Origin of the sequence: Phenylobacterium sp. (assembly GCF_035309685.1) — a bacterium.
Classification (GTDB): domain Bacteria; phylum Pseudomonadota; class Alphaproteobacteria; order Caulobacterales; family Caulobacteraceae; genus Phenylobacterium.
Genome location: NZ_DATGEX010000035.1, coordinates 63,211 through 82,379, shown reverse-complemented (window position 1 = coordinate 82,379; position 19,169 = coordinate 63,211). Strand labels below are relative to the sequence as shown.

Sequence of the window (19,169 nt, the reverse complement as noted above, 5' to 3'; positions counted from 1 at the left end):
AGGCTCGCCCAGAAGCCGTTGACGCTGGAGGTGTTGACGATGTGCGCCTCGTCGGCCGCCTGCAGCATGGGCAGGAAGGTCCGCACCCCCAGGTAGACCCCGCCCCAGCAGACGTTGAAGGTCCGCTCCCACTCCTCGCGGCTGTCGCCCACGATCGAGCCGCCGCCGCCGATGCCGGCGTTGTTGAACAGCAGGTTCAGCTTTTCCGTGTCGTGCTGCGCCTTGGCCTCCTCGCGGAAGCGGATCAGCTGGCTCTCGTCGGAGACGTCGGCGATGTGGGCCGTGACCCGCGCGCCCTGGGGCACGCCATCCGCCTCGCAGAGCGCGATCGTTTCGGCCATGTTCTTCGCCGAGACGTCGCACATGGCCACGCTGCAGCCCTCGGCGATCAGCTGGCGGGCGAGCTCGCGCCCCATGCCCGTGCCGCCGCCGGTCACCACCGCGAACCGCCCCGCGAAATCCTTCATGTCGTTTCCCTCTTGTCTTTGAGGCGAGCTTGGCCCGGCGCCCGGCGGGCGTCCACCATGACCCTGCGGAACGACGGGCGCGGCGCGGGGGTTCTTGCAGACGCTCCCCATCCCAACGGAGGCCCGCCATGAAACTCTACTATTCCCCCGGCGCCTGCAGCCTGGCCGACCACATCGCGATGCACGAGGCGGGCCTGGAGTTCGACCGCATCAAGGTCGATCTGAAAGCCAAGCGGACCGAGGACGGCCGCGACTACAACCAGATCAACCCCAAGGGCTATGTGCCCGCGCTGGAGTTCGACGACGGCGAGGTGCTGACCGAGAACATCGCCATCCTCAGCGTCGTGGCCGACATGGCGCCGAAGCTGACGCCGCAAGGACGGCTGGGCCATTTCCGCCTGCTGGAGACCCTGGCCTTCATCTCCACCGAGATTCACAAGGGCTTCAAACCCTTCTTCAAACCGGACTCGACGGACGCCGAGAAGGCGGCCGCGCGCGAACTGCTGGCCAAGCGCTTCGGCTATCTGGCCGGGCGCATGAAGGGCGACTACCTGTTAGGGGCGAACCTGACGGTGGCCGACTGCTATCTCTTCGTCATGTGCCTCTGGGCCGAGAAGAACGGCGTCCCCCTCCCCGACCCGCTCCCGGCCTTCGTCACCCGCATGAAGGCCCGACCAGCCGTCAAGCTCGCCCTGCATCACGAAGGGCTCGACCAGCCGCAGACGGCCTAGGGTCTCAGAACCGCGGTGCGTCACGCTATGGAACGGGCGGGCGTCCTTATGAAAAAATCGCCCGGTGGCTAACCCCGTTTGTCCGCCGCCTGCGTAGTTCGTCATGAAAGCCAAGGGAGGCGAACATGACGGCGGACAGAACGATGCTGAAACGGCGGACCTTGCTGGCCATGGCGGTCTCGGTGCTGGGCCTGGCGGGAACGGCGCGCGCCGACCTCGTCGACCCGAGGGTCGGTGACCTCGTCGACCTCAAGGTGGTCGATCGCGAGACCGGGCAGGCGCTGCAGGTGTGGCGGCACGACGGACGGCTGTTCGTCGCCGGCCAGCCGGGCGGCCGCTACAGCCTGCGCGTCACCAACCACACCGCCGGCCGGGTGCTGGTGGTGATGTCGGTCGACGGCGTCAATGTGATCACCGGCCAGACCGCCGGCTACGGCCAGACCGGCTATGTGTTCCGCCCCTACGAAGCCTACGACGTCAGCGGCTGGCGCAAGTCCGACACCGAGGTCGCGGCCTTCACCTTCACGCCGCAGGCCAATTCCTACGCCGCCCGCACCGGCCGGCCGATGGACATCGGCGTCATCGGCATCGCCGCCTTCAGCGAGCGGCCGCCGCCGGCCGCGACGCCGGCCGGCGTGGCGAGCGCCGCGCCCTCGAATGAGGTCAGCGAGATGGTGGTCACCCCCGAGCGCCGCGTGTCGCGCGCCGCGCCTTCGCCGCCGCCGCTGGCGGTCCCGCCGGTGGAGCACCGGATCGAGGAGCCGAGACCCCCGGCATCCGCGGCGAGCCCGTCGCAGCCCCTGCTCGCCGAACGCAAGGCCGAGAAGCTGGGGACCGGTCATGGGGCCCGTGAATGGTCGGCGGTGACCAACGTGCCGTTCGAACGCGCGACCGCCTGGCCGCAGTTGATCCAGCGGATCGAGTACGACAGCTACGACAACCTGGTCGCGCTAGGCGTCATCCGGCCGCGCGGCGAACCGGGCCGCATTCCGCGAGCCTTCCCCAACTCCGGCGGCTACGTGCCCGACCCGCCAGGCGGCCGTTAGGCTTTGCGCGCCGCCCTGTGCCGGAGCTAGGCTTGGCCTTGATGGAGCCGGACGCTGCGGATGACGCTGAGCTATTGCGCGCCCACGGCGCCGGCGACCCGCACGCGTTCGGGCGGCTCTATGACCGATATGACCCCGCCCTGTTTCGGTTCATCCGGCGCCTGTTGGGCGCGGCTCACGCCGACGCCGCCGAGGATCTGCACCAGGAGACCTGGATTGCGGTCTCGAACAACGCGGCGACTTTCGATCCCAGCCGGGCGAGCTTCGCCGCCTGGCTGTTCACGATCGCTCGGCGCAAGGCGTTCGATCATTTCCGCCGCCAGAAGGTCGCCGTCGTGGCCCAGGCGCAGGACGATGCGGCGATGATGGTCGCCGATCCCGGCCAGTCGCCCCTGGACCAGGTGCAGTCGCGCGAGTTGGCGCAGGAGATCGTCACCGCCGTCGAGGCCCTGCCGCTGGAGCAGCGCGGCGCCTTCGTCCTGTTCGCCCAGGCCGGCCTGTCGCTGGCGGAGATCGCCGAGGCGTCGGGCGCGACCGTGGAGACGGTGAAGAGCCGGCTGCGCTACGCCCGGGCGAAACTTCGCCAGGCGCTCGTGGGGGAAAGGTCGGCGCATGTCTGATCACGACACCCCAGGGCATGACGAGAGCGTCCCCGATCCGATGGATCGGGCCTATGCCCAGGCCGAGGCCATGCTGGATGACGCCCAGGCGCGGGCGGCGCGCCGCGCCCGAGTGCTGGCCGCCGTGGCGGCCGACTCGGTGGAGGCCGAGACGCCGCCCGCGCGGCCGCGCGCCGCCTGGGGCCGCGGCGGCTGGCTGATCGCCGCCAGCGTCGCCGGCCTCAGCGTGCTGGTGGCGCAGCAGATCCGCTCGCCGGCTCCGGGCGTGCAGCCGCCCGCGCCGCTTTCGGTCGCGCCTCCGGCCTCGCCTGCGCCTGCGGCCGCGGGTCCGGCCCCGAAGGCCCAGGCTCCCGCCGTCCTGGCGCCCGTGACCCCGCCCGCGTCCCGCGCGCCGCCGTCGGCCTCCGGCGCCGCCAAGGCGGCTGCGCCGACGCCCGCTCCGGAACAGGCCCCCGCCGCGCCGGCCCCGCCGCCCCCTGCGCCGCCGCCGCTCCCCGTGCCGCCGGTGGAGCACCGGATCGAAGAGCCGAGGCCGCCCGCGGCCGCGCGCGCCGTGGCGCCCGCCGCCGCCGCCAACTCGACGGTCAGCGAGATGGTCGTCACCGCTGAGAAGCGGCAATCGCCCCGCGACGAGAAAGCGGAGCAGTTGCGCCTCGCGGCCGAAGCCGGTCAGGCCGACGAGGTGGCGGCCTTGCTGGCCAAGGGAGCGGCGGTCGACCTTCCGGACGAGGCGGGGGATACGGCGCTGATGAAGAGCGTGCGGGCCGACCATCCCGCCGCCGCCATCCTCCTGCGCCGCCACGGCGCGAGCCTCGATCGCCGCAACCGGGCAGGCGAATCCGCCCGCGACCTTGCCGCGAGGGTTGGCGATCCGGAGCTGGATCGCGCGCTTGGGCTGAAGCCGTGAGGGCGGCGCAGGCCGCCCGCGCCCCTAACCCACCGGCTTCCTAACCGCCTCGTTCAGCCAGCGTTCAGCTTAAAATTCATAGGCTTATTTCATGAACGTTTCGGCTGCCCCGCCGTTATGCACTCACAAGGAGGCCACTATGAGAAAAGCTCTGACGGCCGCTCTGGCGGCCCTGACCCTCGGCGGCGCGGTCAGCGCCACGGCTGTGACCAGCGCCGAAGCGCGTCCCTATTACGGCGGTCACTACTACGGTCACCGCGGCAACGGCGCCGGCCTGGCCGTGGCGGGCATCGCCGGCCTGGCGCTCGGCGCGGCCATCGCGTCCGACCATCCGCGCTACTACGGCGGCTACTACGGCCCCGGCCCCTACGCCTATGGCTACGGCCCCGGCTACTACGGGACCTGCTACACCACCCGCTGGGTGTGGGACCCCTACTACGGCCGCCGCGTGCCGGTCCGTGAGGCCTACCCCTGCTAACCCCAAATCGGCGGAGAGCGCCTAGCCCTCCACCGCAAAGGTCAGGCCGGCGTTCGCCTCGAGGCGTTCGATCAGCCTGGACCCCATGACCGCGCCCGGCGTCCACACGCCGCCGGGCGCGGTTTTTGCGTCGCGCACCAGGCAGATCGCGGCCTCGGCCAGCATCTTCGACGTCGAGCCGTAGCCCGGGTCGCGGTCGCCCTTCACGCTCACCTTCACCTTGCGGCCGTCCTCGGCGATGCCGATGAAGACGATGTCGTAGAAGCCCGCCTCGCGCTCCGCCTTTGACGGGCCTTCGCCGGGCTTGGGACCGCCGGGACCCATGCCGGTGAACTCGGTCGGCGCGCCGGGGACCACGATCGACATCTCGTCATATTTGAAGTCCGTCCCCCAGGGGTGGCCCTGCAGAGCGTTGGAGCGGTGGACGTTCTTGGTGTTGATCACCGCCATCATGAACGGGCCCACGTCCGCGCCGACGTCGGCGTCATGCTCCACCGTCATCCCGGCCGGCTGCTCCGGCCCCTGGAAGCCGGGCGTCAGCGCGAACGGGTTCATCATCAGCATGCCGAGGCTCGGATCCTTCTGGATCGCCGCCATGGTCGCCGCCCCGCTGGCCGCCGTGCCGCCGGAAAGCCCGCCCTGCATGCCGCGGATGCGGCCCTTCACGCGCGGCACATAGGCGCCGAGCCTCGCCTTGGCGGTCTCCTCGGCGAAATAGACGCCGAGCTCGAAGGGGATGGAGTCGAAGCCGCAGGAATGGACGATCCGCGCGCCGGACGCCTTGGCCGCGGCGTCGTACTCGCCGATCACCTTGGCCATCCAGTTGGGCTCGCCCGACAGGTCCAGGCAGTCGGTCCCGGCCGCCACGCAGGCCGCCACGAGGCTGTCGCCATAGAGCTGATAGGGGCCCACCGTGGTGACGATCGCCTTGCCGCGGCGGACCATGGCGTCGAGCGAGGCCGGATCGTCGGCGTCGGCGACGATCAGCGGCGTTTCCGCAGGCAGGCCCATCTCGTCGCGCACCTGCGCCAGCTTCGCCGCGCTGCGCCCGGCCATGGCCCATTTCACGTCGCCGCCCACGCCATAGCGCTGCGCCAGATATTCCGCGACCAGGCGGCCGGTGTAGCCGGTGGCCCCATAGACGATGACGTCATATTCGGCGTTGGGGTTCATGGCGGGACCTTTCCGGGCTGGGTTTGGGACGGCTCCATACCATCCTGACGCAGCGTCGCGCCTATCCTTCGGCGCCCGCCTTGGCCATGATCGTCCGCATGATCGAGGTCTTCTTCGACTGCTCCAGCCCCTGGACCTACCTGGCCTTCGCGAACCTGCGCGCGCTCGCCGCCGAACTCGCCGTCGAGATCGAGTGGCGGCCGATCCTGGTCGGCGGGGTCTTCAACACCGTCAACCCCAGCGTCTACGCCCAGCGCGCCGACCCGGTCCCGGCCAAGGCCCGCTATATGCGCAAGGACCTCGCCGACTGGGCGCGGCACGCGGGCCTTCGCATCAAGTTCCCGCCCACCGTCTTCCCGGTGAACAGCGTCAAGGCCATGCGCGCCTGCATCGCGCTGCAGCCGCAGGGCAAGCTCGTCGACTTCGCCGCCGCGACCTTCGAGGCCTACTGGAGCGACGACCTCGACATCTCGCAGGACGAGGTCCTGGCGCAGGTCTGCGCGCGGGCCGGCGTGGACCCCGCCACGGTCTTCGAGGCCATCGCGGACCCTGCCATCAAGGACCAGCTCCGCGCCAACACCGAAGAACTCATCGCCCGCGGCGGCTTCGGCTCGCCCACCGTCTTCGTCGGCCGCGACGACATGTACTTCGGCAACGACCGGATGCCGCTGATCCGCGACGCGGTGCTGCGGCGGCGCTAAGCGCCCCTCGAAACATAACAGGAACATGCTATAGGCGAAGGATGGCCGACAGCGCGGGCCTGCCCGCCGATCTCCTGCCGCCGCGGTTCGCCGACTGGTTCGCCCAGCGGGGCTGGAGCCCGCGCGCCCATCAGCTGGCGATGATCGAGCGCGCCCGGGCCGGCCGCGACGCCCTGCTGATCGCGCCGACCGGCGGCGGCAAGACGCTGGCGGGCTTCCTGCCGAGCCTGATCGACCTGTCGACCCGGCCGCCGCCCAACGGCCCCTCCAGTCTGCACACACTCTACATCTCGCCGCTGAAGGCGCTGGCCGTGGACGTGGAGCGGAACCTCGGCGCCCCGATCGCCCAGATGGGCCTCCCCATCGTCGCCGAGAGCCGCACCGGCGACACCGGCCTCTCGCGCCGCCAGCGCCAGCGGGTGAAACCGCCGGAGATCCTGCTGACCACGCCCGAACAGCTCGCCCTGCTCTGCGCCTGGGAGGGCGCCCGGCTCTATTTCGAGAACCTGCAGTGCGTGATCCTCGACGAGATCCACACCCTGCACGCCTCGAAACGCGGCGACCTGCTGGCGCTGGACCTCGCCCGCGTCGCCCAGTTCGCGCCCCGCATGCGCCGTGTCGGCCTGTCGGCGACCGTCGACGATCCGGAGGTCATTAAGGCCTGGATGGCGTGTCACCGGCCAGTGGACCTCGTCGGCCCTCGCGACGCCGCAGGCGCCCCAAAGATAACCGCCGAGACCGCGGAGTTTCGCAGAGCGACAGAGGAAACCGCAGCTTCTCCGCGCATCTCTGCGACCTCCGCGGTTGAGAAATCGTGCGGCGCCGCCTCAATCGACCTCGTGCGCGGCCCCGCCGGCGCCGAGCCGATCGTCGAGGTCCTGCTCTCGGAGGGCAAGGTGCCCTGGGCCGGCCACACCGCCCAGCACGCCATGCAGGAGGTCTATGACGTCATCACCCGGTCGAAGACCGCGCTGATCTTCGTCAACACCCGCTTCCAGGCCGAGTTCGCCTTCCAGGAGCTCTGGCGGCTGAATGAGGACGCGCTGCCGATCGCGCTCCATCACGGCAGCCTCGCCGCCGAGCAGCGCCGCAAGGTCGAGGCGGCCATGGCGCGCGGCGAACTTCGCGCGGTCGTCTGCACCTCGACGCTGGACCTCGGCATCGACTGGGGCGACGTGGACCTGGTCATCCAGCTCGCCTCGCCGAAAGGCGCGAGCCGCATGGTGCAGCGGATCGGCCGCGCCAACCACCGCCTGGACGAACCCAGCCGCGCCCTCTTCGTCCCCGCCAACCGCTTCGAGATGCTGGAGTGCCAGGCGGCCCGCGAAGCCATCGCCGAGAACAAGCTGGACGGCGACCCGCCGCGCGTCGGCGCGCTCGACGTACTCGCCCAGCACGTCATGGGCTGCGCCTGTTCCGAGCCCTTCGACCTGCTGAAGCTCTACGACGAGGTTGTCAGCGCCGGCCCCTACCGCAACCTGCCCTGGGAGGACTTCGAGCAGGTCGTCGATTTCGTCTCGACCGGCGGCTATGCGCTCAAGACCTACGACCGGTTCCGCCGCATCGTGAAGGGCCAGGACGGGCTCTGGCGCGTGCGCAACCTGGAGACCGCGCAGCGCCATCGCCTGAACGTCGGCGCGATCGTCAGCCCCGCCATGCTGGCCGTGCGCGTCGCCACCCGGCGCGGCGCGGGCGGCCGCAAGATCGGCGAGATCGAGGAGGGCATGGTCGAGATGCTGGAGCCCGGCGAGACCTTCGTCTTCGCGGGCCAGGTCTGGCGCCTCGTGGCGGTGACCAACCTCGACGTCCTGGTGCAGGCCGCGCCCGGCGCCGACCCCAAGATGCCGTCCTGGGGCGGCTCGAAGTTCGCACTCTCCACCTACCTCGCCAAGCGGGTCCGCCAGCTGATGTACGACCAGGCGCACTGGCAGGTGCTGCCCGCCGACGTGCGGGAATGGCTGGAAGCGCAGCGCGACCGGTCCCTGATCCCCGAAGAAGACGAGATGCTGCTGGAGACCTTCGCCCGCGGTCACCGCCAGTTCCTGGTCTGCTATCCCTTCGAGGGGCGCCTGGCGCACACCACGCTGGCCATGCTGCTGACCCGCCGGCTGGAGCGGATGGGGCGCGGGCCGCTGGGCTTCGTCTGCAACGATTATGCGCTGGCGGTCTGGGCCATCAAGCCGCTGGATCAGGTCGACTTCGCCGAGCTCTTCGCCGAGGACATGCTGGGCGACGACCTGGAGGCCTGGCTCGCCGACAGCTTCATGATGAAGCGGGCCTTCAAGGGCTGCGCGATCATCGCCGGCCTGATCGAGCGCCGCTTCCCCGGCCAGCAGCAGAAGACGGGACGCCAGATCACCTTCTCCACCGACCTGATCTACGACACCCTGCGCCGCCACCAGCCGGACCACCTCCTGCTGCGCTGCGCCCGCGACGATGCGGCGACAGGCCTCGTGGACGTGGCCCGCCTGGGCGCGATGCTGGCGCGGATCAAGGGGCGCATCCGGCATTCGCCGCTTGAACATCTTTCGCCGTTTTCGGTGCCGATCCTGCTGGAGATCGGCAAGGAACGCAGTCCGGGCCACAGCGGCGAGACCATGATCCTGAAGGAAGCCGAAGAAGACCTGATCGCCGAGGCCCTGCAGTGAACGCGCTTGCCGAGACGGCTTTCATCTACGACTACGCCAACGGCGACTGCGGCGGCCTGCGCACGCGGATCGGCGGGGCGGACGCCCTGTTGCGCTGTTCCGGCGCGCTGTGGCTGGCCGCCGAGCGGACCCTGGTGGTCGCCGACCTGCACCTGGAGAAGGGCAGCTCCTACGCCGCGCGCGGCCAGATGCTGCCGCCCTACGACACGCGCGAGACCCTGCGCCGGCTTGGCGCCGAGGTGGCCGCGCTAACACCCGCGACCGTGATCCTGCTCGGCGACACCTTCCACGACCGCCGTTCCGAGGACCGCCTGGCGGCCGATGACGCGGAGACCGTGCGCGAACTGGCGCGGGGCCGCACGCTCATCTGGGTGGTCGGCAACCACGACGCCGACGGCCCCCGAGCGCTCCCCGGCGAGACGGCGGACGAGCTCAGCCTCTGCGGCCTCACCCTGCGCCACGAGCCGCGGCCCGGCCTGCAGCCCGGCGAGGTCAGCGGCCATCTGCACCCCGCCGCCCGCGTGAAGGCCACCCGCGGCAGCGTCCGCCGCCGCTGCTTCATCACCGACGCCGAACGCCTGATCCTGCCCGCCTTCGGCGCCTACGCCGGCGGCCTAAACGTCCGCGACCAGGCCTTCGCGGGCTTCTTCATACGCGCCCCCATCGTCGGCGCCCTGGGCCGGGACCGCGTGCACGCGGTGGGCTGGCGCTCGCTGGCGGGAGACTGAGGGGACCTCCAAGATCCTCCCCCAGCGCGAAGCGCGATTGAGGGGGAGGTGTCTCGCGCGCAGCGACGAGACGGAGGGGGTTGCAGCCCAACCACCCATCAGCCGCCAAAGCGGTTGGTCGCGCCATAGCGTTTGCTAAGCTCAAGCCATGGACGGCTCGCGGGTCACCAAGGATCGCGCCGAGGCGCTGTCGGAAGCGGCCACTCAACGCCCCGCCGACAAGCGGACATCGATGGATTTCGACCTTCGGCCTTGACTCCGGATCTTCTATGTTCTACGTTTGTTCTCAACCATGACCTCCGCCGACCCCCGCAGCAGACAGCTCTCCGAGATGGCCGAGTGCGCCTATCGGCTGGGGATGGCGTTCGGTGCGGCGACCGAGAAGGCGCAGGGCACGGACGGCTGGCTCGCCTACTTCAACGCATTCGACCGCTGCTTCTTCGCCGTGCGGGTCGCAACCGCGCTGCAGCTGCGTCTGGACCGGACGCCGGCTGGTCCGCACGAGGCGGCCACGGACCGCGAGGACCTGATGGAGCGTGCCGATCCACCCGAAGCTGAGGATCGCGATCGCGGCTATGACGAGCGCGACCGGGACCGCGAGACCGAACGCGCCAGCCTGCCGATCCTGCTGCGCACCCTGGAGGGCGTCGCCGCCGACGCGGAGACGCTGCCGGGCGCCGAGCCCGCGGAGCTCCTCACCCTGCGCGAACTGATCGCCCACGCGAAGGCCGCGCCAAGCCCAGCTCAAAGTCTGAGGTCCCGGCGCACCGGCTCCGGCGCCGCCCCCGCGCCTCCGCTGCGAAGTCCCGCCTCCAACGTCGCCCAGGTGCTAGCCGCCCGCCGCGCCACCGGGCCCCCGCGACGCTAGAGCGGCGCTTGAGGTCTTCCCGCCCCATGCGCGGCGAAGCCGCTATTTCGAACCGCGGAGATCGCGGAGATACGCGGAGGCGACGGTGGACGATAACGGGCTTGGTGAGCGACTTCTGGGCTGTGCGCTGAAGGTGCATAGGGCTCTCGGCCCCGGCCTATTGGAGAACGCCTACGAGGCGTGCCTTTGCCATGAATTATCGAAGTCCGGCATCGTTCACCAACGCCAACTGGCGCTGCCGATCCAATACGATGGGATGAGGGTCGATCTGGGATATCGGCTCGACATCCTGGTGGAGGACAAGGTGGTCGTCGAGGTGAAGGCGATCACTGCTCTGACCGATCTCCACAGAGCCCAACTGCTCAGCTACCTGAAACTCGGCAACTACCGGCTAGGCTACCTGCTGAATTTCAATGTCAAAATGCTCAAGGACGGCATCTGCCGTCTGGCTAACGGCCTCTGATCCCATGCCGTGCGCCCTCCGCGTATCTCCGCGATCTCCGCGGTTAGAGATATCAGACGTGGCCGGTCTTCAGCGCCTGGTCGAGGCAGACGGCCAGCGAGATGCAGGCGGCCGCGGTGATGGTGGTCGAGAGCCTCGGGTAGCGGGCGGGCACGTCGGGCGCCTGGTGGTCGAACAGCCACTGGGCCAGGAAGGCGGCGATGCAGCCGCCGATCACCCAGCCGTCCGGGATCCGGTGCCGCGAGAACAGGATCGCCCAGGCCACCACTGGCGACAGGACCGAGATGATCAGGCGGAGCGGACGCGGCTCAGCCCGCCCGCTCTCCAGGCCCCAGCGGACGCCGCCCAGGAAGGCCAGCACGCACCCCGACCAGTTGAGAATGACGGTGAGCGCCGGCCTTGCGACATCCGGCGCGCCCCAGCCGTAGGCGATCGCGGCGGCCGGAAACGGCGCCAAGGTGGTCAGCGTGATGATCCAGAGCGCCGGCGGGATGGCGCCATAGGTTCCTGAAGGACGGGGGGCTGAAGCGTGCGGCTGGTCCGTCACCGATCAGTCTCTCCGAAACGCCGAAGACGCCGCCCAGCCCGCGCAAAGCGCGAACGCCATCGCCGCCAGACCGTAGGACCATGGCCTGCGATGGGCCCAAAGGTAAAGGCCGCGCTCGACGCCGACCTTTTCGACGGTGAGGCTGCGATCCTTCTCGGCCACCAGCTGGTGGTCCTGGAACAGCAGGATGCGCACATCGTACCGGCCGATGGGCGCCTCGGCCGGCAGCGGGATCTCGGCGCGGAACAGGCCCCTGTCCACGAAGCGGACCCCGTGCTCGTCCACGTCATAGAGGTGGTCGGCCGTCTTCAGCCGCACCACGGCGCGCTCCCAGTCGAGGTAGTCGGCGCCCAGGCTGGAGACCACCACGTCGCGCACGCCATAGCGGGTCTCGATCTTCTGCTCGGCCGGCGCATTCATCGCCAGGTGGTCGACCCCGGCGCCCAGGCGGCGCAACTCCCCGAACCGGGCGATGTCGTCCAGCGGCCGCGTGGAGGCGGCGATGTAGAAGCCCGGAGCCCCTTGGAAGACCACCGGGCGGCTGTTGATCCACAGGCCCGCGATCTTCGACTTCCGGGCGATCCGCACCGGCTGGTCGGGGCCGCGCACGATGACGATCACGTCGCTGGGCCGGGACGCCGGATCGAAGACCGCGCCGTAGAGCACGATCTGGTCGCCGCGGAAGTCGGAATTGACCCGCACATTGGTCTCGGTGAGCGCCGCCGAGATCACGGCGCGGCCGGCGTGCGGCGGTGGAAGCGGCGTCGGCAGGATCAGCGCCATCAGCCGTTCCCCGACATCAGCACGAAGGGCTCGTGCGGCGTGAAGAACAGGCCAAGCCCCATGCGCAGGCCGACCATCAGCACGATCAGCGCCAGCAGGGCGCGCAGCTCCTCCGCCCGGAACCGCGACGACGCCCGCGCGCCGAGCTGGGCCCCCAGGACGCCGCCCACCAGCAGCAGCGTCGCCAGCAGGATGTCCACCGTCTGGTTGCGGCCCGCCTGCAGCACGCCGGTGAGCGCGGTGGTGATGATGATCTGGAACAGGCTGGTGCCGACCACCACGCTGGCCGGCATGCGCAGGATGTAGACCATGGCCGGCACCAGCACGAAGCCGCCGCCGACCCCCATGATCGCCGAAAGCACGCCCACGAAGGCGCCCAGCGCGATCGGCGGGATGACGCTGATGTAGAGCCGCGACCGCGGGAAGCGCAGCTTCAGCGGCAGGCCGTAGAGCCAGGGCGGGCGGCGGTCGCGGCGCGGCGGCGCCGGCAGATTTCGCCGCCGCCGCAGGATCGCGCCGGCCGACTCCCAGAACATCAGCCCGCCGATGATGCCCAGGAAGATCAGGTAGGAGAGCGACACCACCAGGTCGGCCTGGCCCAAGAGGCGCAGCCAGCGGAACAGCTCGACGCCGGCCACCGAGCCCACAGCGCCGCCCGCCGCCAGCACGCCGCCCATGCGGAAATCCACCGCCCGCTTGCGGCCATAGGACAGCACGCTCGACATCGACGACGCCGCCACATGGTTCGACATGCTGGCCACCGCCACCGCCGGCGGGATGCCGAGGAACACCAGGACCGGCGTCATCAGGAAGCCGCCGCCGATGCCGAACAGGCCGGAGATGAAACCCACCAGGGCGCCCAGCGCGATCAAGAGCGGCGCATTCACCGACACCTCGGCGATGGGCAGATAGATGTCCAAGTTTCAGAGCCCCGGTAGGCCGGGCCGAACTCGGCTCAACGGTTGAAGACGGAGAGCCGGGAAACGGTGACGGGATCGAGTGTGCCGGTGGCGGCCAGACCCTGATCGCGCTGATAGGCGGTGACCGCAAGCTTCAGGTCGCGCGAATTGGCCCCGTCGGGGCGGCCCTTGTAGTAGCCGAGCCGGCCCAGAATCTTCTGCGCCGAGACCAAGGAGGGGGCGTAGGCCAGCGCCTGCGCCGTCGGGGCGGCGCCGGCGGGCTCGAAGGCGTCGGCCTGGTGTTCGGCCTGGGCAAGCTGGGCCGCGGACAGTTTGCCCTCGATATCCATCGCGCTGGCGCGTGCGCCCGCGTCGCCGGAGTTGGCCGCGATGGTGAACCACTTGTAGGCCTGGGCGAGGTCGCGCGGCACGCCGGAGCCCGACTGATAGAGCAGGCCCAGATTGTACTGCGAATCCACCACGCCATGCTCGGCGGCGCTCTTGAACCACCGCCCCGCGGCCGCCGTATCGGCCGGGCCGCCTTCGCCGCGGAAATAGTAGAGCGCCACGTTGTGCATGGCGGTCGGGTCGCCACCCTCGGCGGCGCGCAGCGCCCAGCGGCGGGCCTCCCCGAGATTGATGGTCACCCCCGCCTGGCCGGTCTCGTAGAGGTGGGCGAGGAACATCTGCGCCGGCGCATAGCCGCCGTCGGCGATCCCCTTCAGCCTGGCGAGCGCGCCCGGCTGCTTCTGATCCACGGCGGCGGCGGTCCTGGCGTAGTCGGCCTCGATCGAGGAAGCCTGGGCAGCGGTGGCGTCGGCGGCGGGCGCCGCCGGGATCGACCGGCTCTCCGGGCCCGCGATCGGCGATGGGCCCGCCGCGTCGGGTGTGAGCGCCAGCGCCGCGCGCGGGCTCGCCTCGAACGGCTGCAGCACGCGCGCGCCGGTCGGGCCTTCCATCAGCACCACGCCGGCGGCGCCGACACTGAGGAACGCGGCCCCGCCGGCCACCATCAGGGCGGTCTGCCAGGTCGAGGGCGGCCGGGCCTTCAGCGTGCGGAACAGGCCGCCGGCGCGCAGGCCGCGCGAGCGGCGGTCCGGCGCGTGCAGGATCCTGGGCTTCGGCGCGGCCGCGGCGGCCCGGGCGGCGGCGCGCGCCTGCTCGATCACCTCGCGGGTGGAAAGTTGCGGCGAGACCTCGACCGGCGGCGGTTCCTCGACCGAGGCCTCGGCGGTGGGCGCCGCGACCTCCAGCTGGTCCTCCTCGTCCCGCTCGGCCAGCGGCGCGAACGCATCGGGGGCGAGCGCATTGGGGGCGAAGGCGTCGACGTGGGCGAAGTCTTCCTCGCTGAACGCCGGATTGCTGGGATCGAGCGCCGGCTGGCTGACCGGCTCGGCGCGCGAGAACAGCTCCGCGCCGAACACCAACGGGGCGGCCGGCAGCTCGTTCTCGGCGTCCTCCACCCGCGGCGGCGCGGGCGCCTCGTGCGCCGCGCCGACCAGCGGATCGGCGTCCAGCCGTGCGCTCGCCTCGGCCAGCAGCTTGGCGGTGCGTTCCTCGCTCTGGCGGATGCGTTCGGCCAGGTCGCTGGCCGCCCGCTCGTGGCGCTGCTCGATCCGCTCGGTGACCTTGGCCACCTGCTCGCCCACGTCGTCGATGGCCTGGGCCGCGCGGCGCTCGGACTGGATGATGCGGTCGGTGAGCCGCTCGGTGATCGCGCCGATCTCCGCGCCCAGCCGCTCCAGCGCCTCAGCGTGCAGCTGATCGGTGCGGCCCAGGCGGTTTTCGACGGCGCCGGCGATGCGCGCGATCTCGCCGCCCACCTGCTCGATGGCCTCGGCGCTGCGCTGCTCGGTGCTCTGGACCCGGCGGTTCAGGGTCTCGGCCATGGTCAGGACTTCGCGGCCCATGTGCTCGATCGCCCGGGCCGAGCGCTGGTCAGCGGCGGCGATCTGCTCAGCCATTTCGCCGAGCCGCGCCTCGACCTGGGCGCCGCCGGTGGCGGCCAGCCGCTCGGCGATCTCGGTGCGGGCGTCCTCGACGCGGCGGCTGAGCTGGTCGGCCAGCGAGGTCAGCCGGCTGTCCATGTCGCTGCGCACGCTGCCGTCGGCGGCGTACATGCGCTGATCGAGCTGGGCGAGACTGTCACGCAGGCTCTCCAGCGCCTCGCCCGTGCGGGCCTCGGCGTCGGCCAGCCGTTGGCCCAGTTGCGAGACCACCTGGTCGATCAGCCGGGCCGGATCCTCGCCGGCCTCGGCGTTGGCCAGGCGGGCTTCGAGCTCGGCTAGGCTGGCGCGGCTGCGCGCTTCGCCGTCGGCGATCTGGCTGCTGACCCGCGTGACCTGGTCTTCGATGATCTTCAGGGCTTCGGTGGAGCGCGGCCCGGAGAGCTCGGTCTCCATCCGGCGCATGCGGTCCGACGCCCGCGCCTGCTCGGCGGCCAGCTGTTCGGCGGCGGCGTCGAAGCGGGTGGCGACGGCCAGGTGCTCGCGCTCGGCGGTCTCGATGCGGGCCATGGCGTGGCGCACGGAGTGCTCGACGCCGGAGATCGCCAGGCCGGTGCGGGTCTCCGACGCCTCGATGCGATCGGTCAGGCGGTCCAGGGCGAACGCGATCCGCCCCAACTCGTCTGATCTCGCATTGAACGTCGGCGACGGCATGAAAGACTTCGCGGGTTCGACCGCGGCCCGGAGCGGCCGCGCGCTGAAATGCTCCTCGGAGGTGACGTCCTCCGGCATGTCATCTTCTAGAATAACTCGGTTAAGCCATTCTCCCAGAGTCATGCCGGAACGCCGGGCAAGCTCCTTGGCGACCTCGCGGGCCTTGGGATCGATCCCCTTGACGCTCCAGGGCGCCGCCGCCGTCATCGAATCGCCCCTCCTGGACGGGGTTACGCTAGCACCGTCTCTTGGGGTGTAAACGAAAGCCTAACGCTAGATGTAGTGGCAGGCAGGCTTGAGCTGTGGACAGATCGATCCTTGGCGGGGCGGCGGCTTCCGTTTGACGGGTTCAACTGCGATACGGCGTCGCACATGGATCTGACGCTCACTTTGGAGGTCGCGGCGGGCTTTTTCGCGGTCGCGGTCTTCGCCGGATGGCGCGGCGCGCGGCCGCCCAATCCGCACAAGGGCCCCCGTCTGATGCCCTGGCGGTTCATCATGCTGCTGTCGGGCGCGGTCCTCCTGTTCGTGCTCGGCCACGCCGTCCATCTCCTGGTGTCGGGCGGGCAGGACTAGGCGGGAGCCCCCGGGGCCTCAGCGCCTTACCGGGAATTCATTGGACTTCACCCCGGCCAAGCTCGACCGTTGCGGGCGAGAGCGATGCGGGTATTGGGGTCTGGATAATGCGAACACTTACCATCGGCGCCCTGTGCGTCTCGGCGTTGGCCCTGTCGGCCTGCGTGACGCGCGTCGACTACGATGGCTACGAGGTCTCCCAGGTCGGCGGCTCGCCGCTGAGGGCGGTCGCGGCGCTGGATTGCCCCGATACCCAGGGCGTCTTGACGCGCACCAGCCGGTCCGCGGATGGACGGACCTGCGACTACGAAGGGCCGGTGGGCGAGATGGTGCGGCTGAAGCTGGTGGCGCTCGACGGGCGCTCGGCCGCCGAAGTCCTGGCCCCGTCTCAGGCCGAGCTGCGCGCCCTGCTGCCGGTCTCCACGCCCTATGTGCCGGCGGTCAGCCGTGACGAGCCCGGCGAACACGCCAACGTCGACCTGCCGTTCTTCCACGTGCACACCGTTGGCGACCACGCCGACGTTAGGATCTTCGGGATCAAAATCCACTCGGACGGCGACAACGCCAACGTGCAGACCCATCTGGGCGGCGCCCACACCGTCGTGCATGCCAGCCATGACGGCGCCGAGGTGATCGTCGATGACGTCGGGCGCACGAACGCCTCACTGGTCTATGTGCTGGCCAGCGACCGGAAGGCCGCGTCCGGCTATAGCGCCGTGGGCTATGTGGCCAAGGGCCCGGCGGCAGGGCCTTTGGTGGTCGGCGAGTTCCGCGCGACGACGCGCGACGGCGAATACCACCGCCACAGCGACAATAACGATCTCGACCGGCTGATCGACCGCAACGTCAGGGGCTAGGCGGCGGGCCGGCCCCGCCGCCCGGGCGGCGCGCCTAGGACAGGAACGCCTTGCCGCCCGTGCCGGTGATCTTCGCCGGATCCTTCATATCCGCGGCCGAGGCGACCATCGGGGCGTCCATCACCTTCTTGAAGGCCGTGCGGAAGGCCGCCATGTCCTGCGGCGAGCCCACCGAGATGCGCACGGCGTTGGGCCACACCGGCCAGATGCGGCCGATATAGACCTTCTCCTTCTGCATCCCGGCGATCACCGTGTGCGCCGGACGGCCGGTGTCGATCATGAAGCAGTTGGAGACCGAGGTTCCGACCGGCTTGTAGCCATTGGACTTCAGCCAGGCGAGGGTCTCGACGCGGCTGTCGGCGATCCACTTCTTGCGGGTGGGGATCAGGTCGGCGTCGGCGAGCGAGGCGCGCGCGGCGACCAGCGCGGTCACCGGCATGGCGTTCTGGTAGTAGGGCGTCAGCTTGTCCAGGAGGTCCGGGCGGGCGATCGCCACGCCGCAGCGGATGCCGGCCATGCCGTAGATCTTGGAGAAGGTGCGGAGCACGATGATGTCCTTGCCCGCCGCCACCTGGTCCAGCACGTCGTGCTCGTCGGACAGGTGGATATAGGCCTCGTCGACCAGCAGGATCGAGCCCTTCGGCTTGTTCTCCAGCGCCCAGAGGATTTCCTCGCGCGGCGTGATGGTGCCGGTCGGGTTGTTCGGGTTGACGATGTAGATCAGGCCGGCGTTCGGATCGACGGAGACCATCTTCTTGACGTCGTGCGAGTAGGTCGACGTCAGCGGCACCTTGTGGACCGGCGCCTTGGAGATCTGCGCGGCCATGTTGGCCGACTCGTAGGACGGGTCGGCCATGACCAGGCCCTTGCCCGGCCCGGTGAAAGCCAGCGTCGTGTAGTGCAGCGGCTCCGAGGAGCCGGCGTAGAAGGCGATGTTCTCCGGCTTCAACCCGTGCTTGGCGGCGTATTCGTTCGTCAGCGCGGTGAGTTCGCCCATCCGGTCGTAGCGGCCGCCCAACGGCAGGATCTTGGTGATCGCCTCACAGGCCGCCTTGCAGGGGCCGAGCGGATTTTCGTTGGCGTTGATGATCACCGCGTCCGGCGGCAGGACGCCCAGCATTTGAGAGGCCAGCTTGGCGTGGGCCATTTCGGCCTCGCCGAGAATCGGGATCGCGGTCGCCACCGCGGTGGCGAACAGAAATGAGCGGCGGCCCATCAGCGGTTGATCGGTAGCCGTTTCGCTCTCGGTGTGGACTTCACTCATCGCCTGATTTCCCTCTTTCGTCGCCGCGCGGGCGTCAGCCCAGCCATCGCGGGCGCAAATCACGAAAAGCAGGGTGCGGACGGGCTTTCGGCGATCGCAACCAGAATTTGCAGCGAAGCGCGGTTCAGGCGGCGCCTGCTCAAGTCGCGCTCAGCTTTTGCGCCGACGAGGTCGATTCTTGGCCAGCGCGGGCGACTACCAGCGGGGCGAGAAGATGTTCTCGATGCCCTGGAACAGGAAGTCGCCGGCCGCGACGCCGACGGCCATCTGGCCCGCGCCGCGCAGGAAGCCACCCAGGCCGCTGTTGGCCGCGAACGGGCTCGACTGGATCGGCGCACCGCCCTGTCCGGCCCAGGGTCCGCCGTAGCCCTGGCCGGCGTAGGGCGCATCGCCCGACCCAGCCGCGCCGCCCCGGTCACCCCAGACCGGCGCCATGGCCGGCGCGTCTGCCGGCGCGACGTTCGGCACGGCCCGCGCAGGCGCCGCGGGGGCGAGGAACGAGCTGGGCGCCGCCTGACCGGCGAGTTGGGCCTGGGCGGCGTGCAGCGCCTGGTCGGCGAGGATAGCGTGTTGCACCAGCAGATAGGCGGCGTCCGGATTGGCGCGCACGGCGTCGGCGATCATCGCCTCGGCCTCGGGGTCCTTGGTCACATTCGGCGTGCGGCCGAGGTCAGCGAGAAAGCTCTGCAGGATGCTGCGTTCGTCGGGCGTCATGGCGGGTCTCCGGAGTTCACCGATCAGCTAGGCAGGCCC

The 19,169-nt window shown here is 70.4% G+C and carries 20 protein-coding genes; 12 read left to right on the top strand and 8 right to left on the bottom strand.

The window, feature by feature from the left end; genetic code table 11:
• Positions 1–467, bottom strand: a 467-nt coding sequence (locus tag VKQ35_RS11620) for an SDR family NAD(P)-dependent oxidoreductase (RefSeq protein ID WP_324361711.1), incomplete at its 3' end; no start/stop codon positions are given.
• A gap of 128 nt (positions 468–595) precedes the next feature.
• Here VKQ35_RS11620 and VKQ35_RS11615 point away from each other — a divergent pair.
• The 5 genes from VKQ35_RS11615 to VKQ35_RS11595 all read left to right on the top strand — a co-directional run bounded on the left by VKQ35_RS11615 (position 596) and on the right by VKQ35_RS11595 (position 4,249).
• Positions 596–1,198, top strand: coding sequence for a glutathione binding-like protein (locus tag VKQ35_RS11615; protein ID WP_324361710.1), 603 nt, complete (start codon positions 596–598; stop codon positions 1,196–1,198).
• Positions 1,199–1,323: 125 nt separating this feature from the next.
• Positions 1,324–2,244 carry a hypothetical protein gene (locus VKQ35_RS11610; RefSeq protein WP_324361709.1) on the top strand — a complete coding sequence of 307 codons (921 nt, stop codon included), beginning with the start codon at positions 1,324–1,326 and terminating at the stop codon, positions 2,242–2,244.
• A gap of 41 nt (positions 2,245–2,285) precedes the next feature.
• Positions 2,286–2,864 (top strand): RNA polymerase sigma factor, encoded by a 579-nt coding sequence (locus VKQ35_RS11605; RefSeq protein WP_324361716.1) that lies wholly within the window; start codon positions 2,286–2,288, stop codon positions 2,862–2,864.
• Complete coding sequence (locus VKQ35_RS11600) at positions 2,857–3,771, top strand: ankyrin repeat domain-containing protein (protein ID WP_324361708.1); 915 nt, start codon at positions 2,857–2,859, stop codon at positions 3,769–3,771. The genes VKQ35_RS11605 and VKQ35_RS11600 overlap by 8 nt, the downstream gene beginning before the upstream one ends.
• A 139-nt stretch (positions 3,772–3,910) precedes the next feature.
• Positions 3,911–4,249: a hypothetical protein gene (locus VKQ35_RS11595; RefSeq protein ID WP_324361707.1), complete on the top strand. Its 339-nt coding sequence runs from the start codon at positions 3,911–3,913 to the stop codon at positions 4,247–4,249.
• A gap of 21 nt (positions 4,250–4,270) precedes the next feature.
• On the opposite strand, the gene VKQ35_RS11590 is transcribed toward VKQ35_RS11595, so the two are convergent.
• Entirely contained in the window at positions 4,271–5,422 is a 1,152-nt protein-coding gene (locus tag VKQ35_RS11590) for a saccharopine dehydrogenase family protein (RefSeq protein ID WP_324361706.1), read from the bottom strand.
• 86 nt (positions 5,423–5,508) lie between these two features.
• Here VKQ35_RS11590 and VKQ35_RS11585 point away from each other — a divergent pair, with 86 nt between their 5' ends.
• From VKQ35_RS11585 to VKQ35_RS11565, 5 genes are all read left to right on the top strand, one after another.
• Positions 5,509–6,123: a 2-hydroxychromene-2-carboxylate isomerase gene (locus tag VKQ35_RS11585; RefSeq protein ID WP_324361714.1), complete on the top strand. Its 615-nt coding sequence runs from the start codon at positions 5,509–5,511 to the stop codon at positions 6,121–6,123.
• A gap of 41 nt (positions 6,124–6,164) precedes the next feature.
• On the top strand, positions 6,165–8,771 hold the full coding sequence (locus VKQ35_RS11580) for a ligase-associated DNA damage response DEXH box helicase (RefSeq protein WP_324361705.1): 2,607 nt from the start codon (positions 6,165–6,167) through the stop codon (positions 8,769–8,771).
• Positions 8,772–8,794: 23 nt separating this feature from the next.
• Positions 8,795–9,499 carry a ligase-associated DNA damage response endonuclease PdeM gene (gene pdeM, locus VKQ35_RS11575; protein WP_414692333.1) on the top strand — a complete coding sequence of 235 codons (705 nt, stop codon included), beginning with the start codon at positions 8,795–8,797 and terminating at the stop codon, positions 9,497–9,499.
• Between the two features lie 292 nt (positions 9,500–9,791).
• On the top strand, positions 9,792–10,367 hold the full coding sequence (locus VKQ35_RS11570; RefSeq protein ID WP_324361702.1) for a hypothetical protein: 576 nt from the start codon (positions 9,792–9,794) through the stop codon (positions 10,365–10,367).
• An 85-nt stretch (positions 10,368–10,452) separates the two neighbouring features.
• Positions 10,453–10,830: a GxxExxY protein gene (locus VKQ35_RS11565; RefSeq protein ID WP_324361701.1), complete on the top strand. Its 378-nt coding sequence runs from the start codon at positions 10,453–10,455 to the stop codon at positions 10,828–10,830.
• 52 nt (positions 10,831–10,882) lie between these two features.
• Here the strand turns inward: VKQ35_RS11565 and VKQ35_RS11560 are convergent, their stop codons facing one another.
• Genes VKQ35_RS11560 through VKQ35_RS11545 form a run of 4 tightly spaced genes read right to left on the bottom strand, consistent with a single transcriptional unit; the run spans position 10,883 to position 15,719 of the window.
• Complete coding sequence (locus tag VKQ35_RS11560; RefSeq protein WP_324361700.1) at positions 10,883–11,377, bottom strand: DUF3429 domain-containing protein; 495 nt, start codon at positions 11,375–11,377, stop codon at positions 10,883–10,885.
• Positions 11,378–11,380: 3 nt separating this feature from the next.
• The gene (locus VKQ35_RS11555) at positions 11,381–12,160 is read right to left on the bottom strand and encodes a TIGR02186 family protein (protein WP_324361698.1); all 780 of its coding nucleotides are present in this window, start codon (positions 12,158–12,160) and stop codon (positions 11,381–11,383) included.
• Positions 12,160–13,080 (bottom strand): sulfite exporter TauE/SafE family protein, encoded by a 921-nt coding sequence (locus tag VKQ35_RS11550; RefSeq protein WP_324361697.1) that lies wholly within the window; start codon positions 13,078–13,080, stop codon positions 12,160–12,162. Before VKQ35_RS11550 ends, VKQ35_RS11555 begins: the two co-directional genes overlap by 1 nt.
• Before the next feature lie 35 nt (positions 13,081–13,115).
• Positions 13,116–15,719 carry a peptidoglycan-binding protein gene (locus VKQ35_RS11545; protein WP_324361695.1) on the bottom strand — a complete coding sequence of 868 codons (2,604 nt, stop codon included), beginning with the start codon at positions 15,717–15,719 and terminating at the stop codon, positions 13,116–13,118.
• Positions 15,720–16,091: 372 nt separating this feature from the next.
• On the opposite strand from VKQ35_RS11545, the gene VKQ35_RS11540 reads away from it, so the two are divergent.
• Together VKQ35_RS11540 and VKQ35_RS11535 are read left to right on the top strand one after the other, a co-directional pair.
• Positions 16,092–16,295, top strand: a complete 204-nt coding sequence (locus VKQ35_RS11540) for a hypothetical protein (RefSeq protein ID WP_324361693.1) — start codon at positions 16,092–16,094, stop codon at positions 16,293–16,295.
• Between the two features lie 107 nt (positions 16,296–16,402).
• Positions 16,403–17,152, top strand: a complete 750-nt coding sequence (locus VKQ35_RS11535) for a hypothetical protein (RefSeq protein ID WP_324361691.1) — start codon at positions 16,403–16,405, stop codon at positions 17,150–17,152.
• 34 nt (positions 17,153–17,186) lie between these two features.
• Here the strand turns inward: VKQ35_RS11535 and VKQ35_RS11530 are convergent, their stop codons facing one another.
• Both VKQ35_RS11530 and VKQ35_RS11525 read right to left on the bottom strand, forming a co-directional pair.
• Entirely contained in the window at positions 17,187–18,416 is a 1,230-nt protein-coding gene (locus tag VKQ35_RS11530; protein WP_324361689.1) for a pyridoxal phosphate-dependent aminotransferase, read from the bottom strand.
• 195 nt (positions 18,417–18,611) lie between these two features.
• A complete protein-coding gene (locus VKQ35_RS11525) occupies positions 18,612–19,130 on the bottom strand; it encodes a DUF2076 family protein (protein ID WP_324361687.1) in 519 nt (172 codons plus the stop codon).
• Between the last annotated feature and the right edge of the window lie 39 nt (positions 19,131–19,169).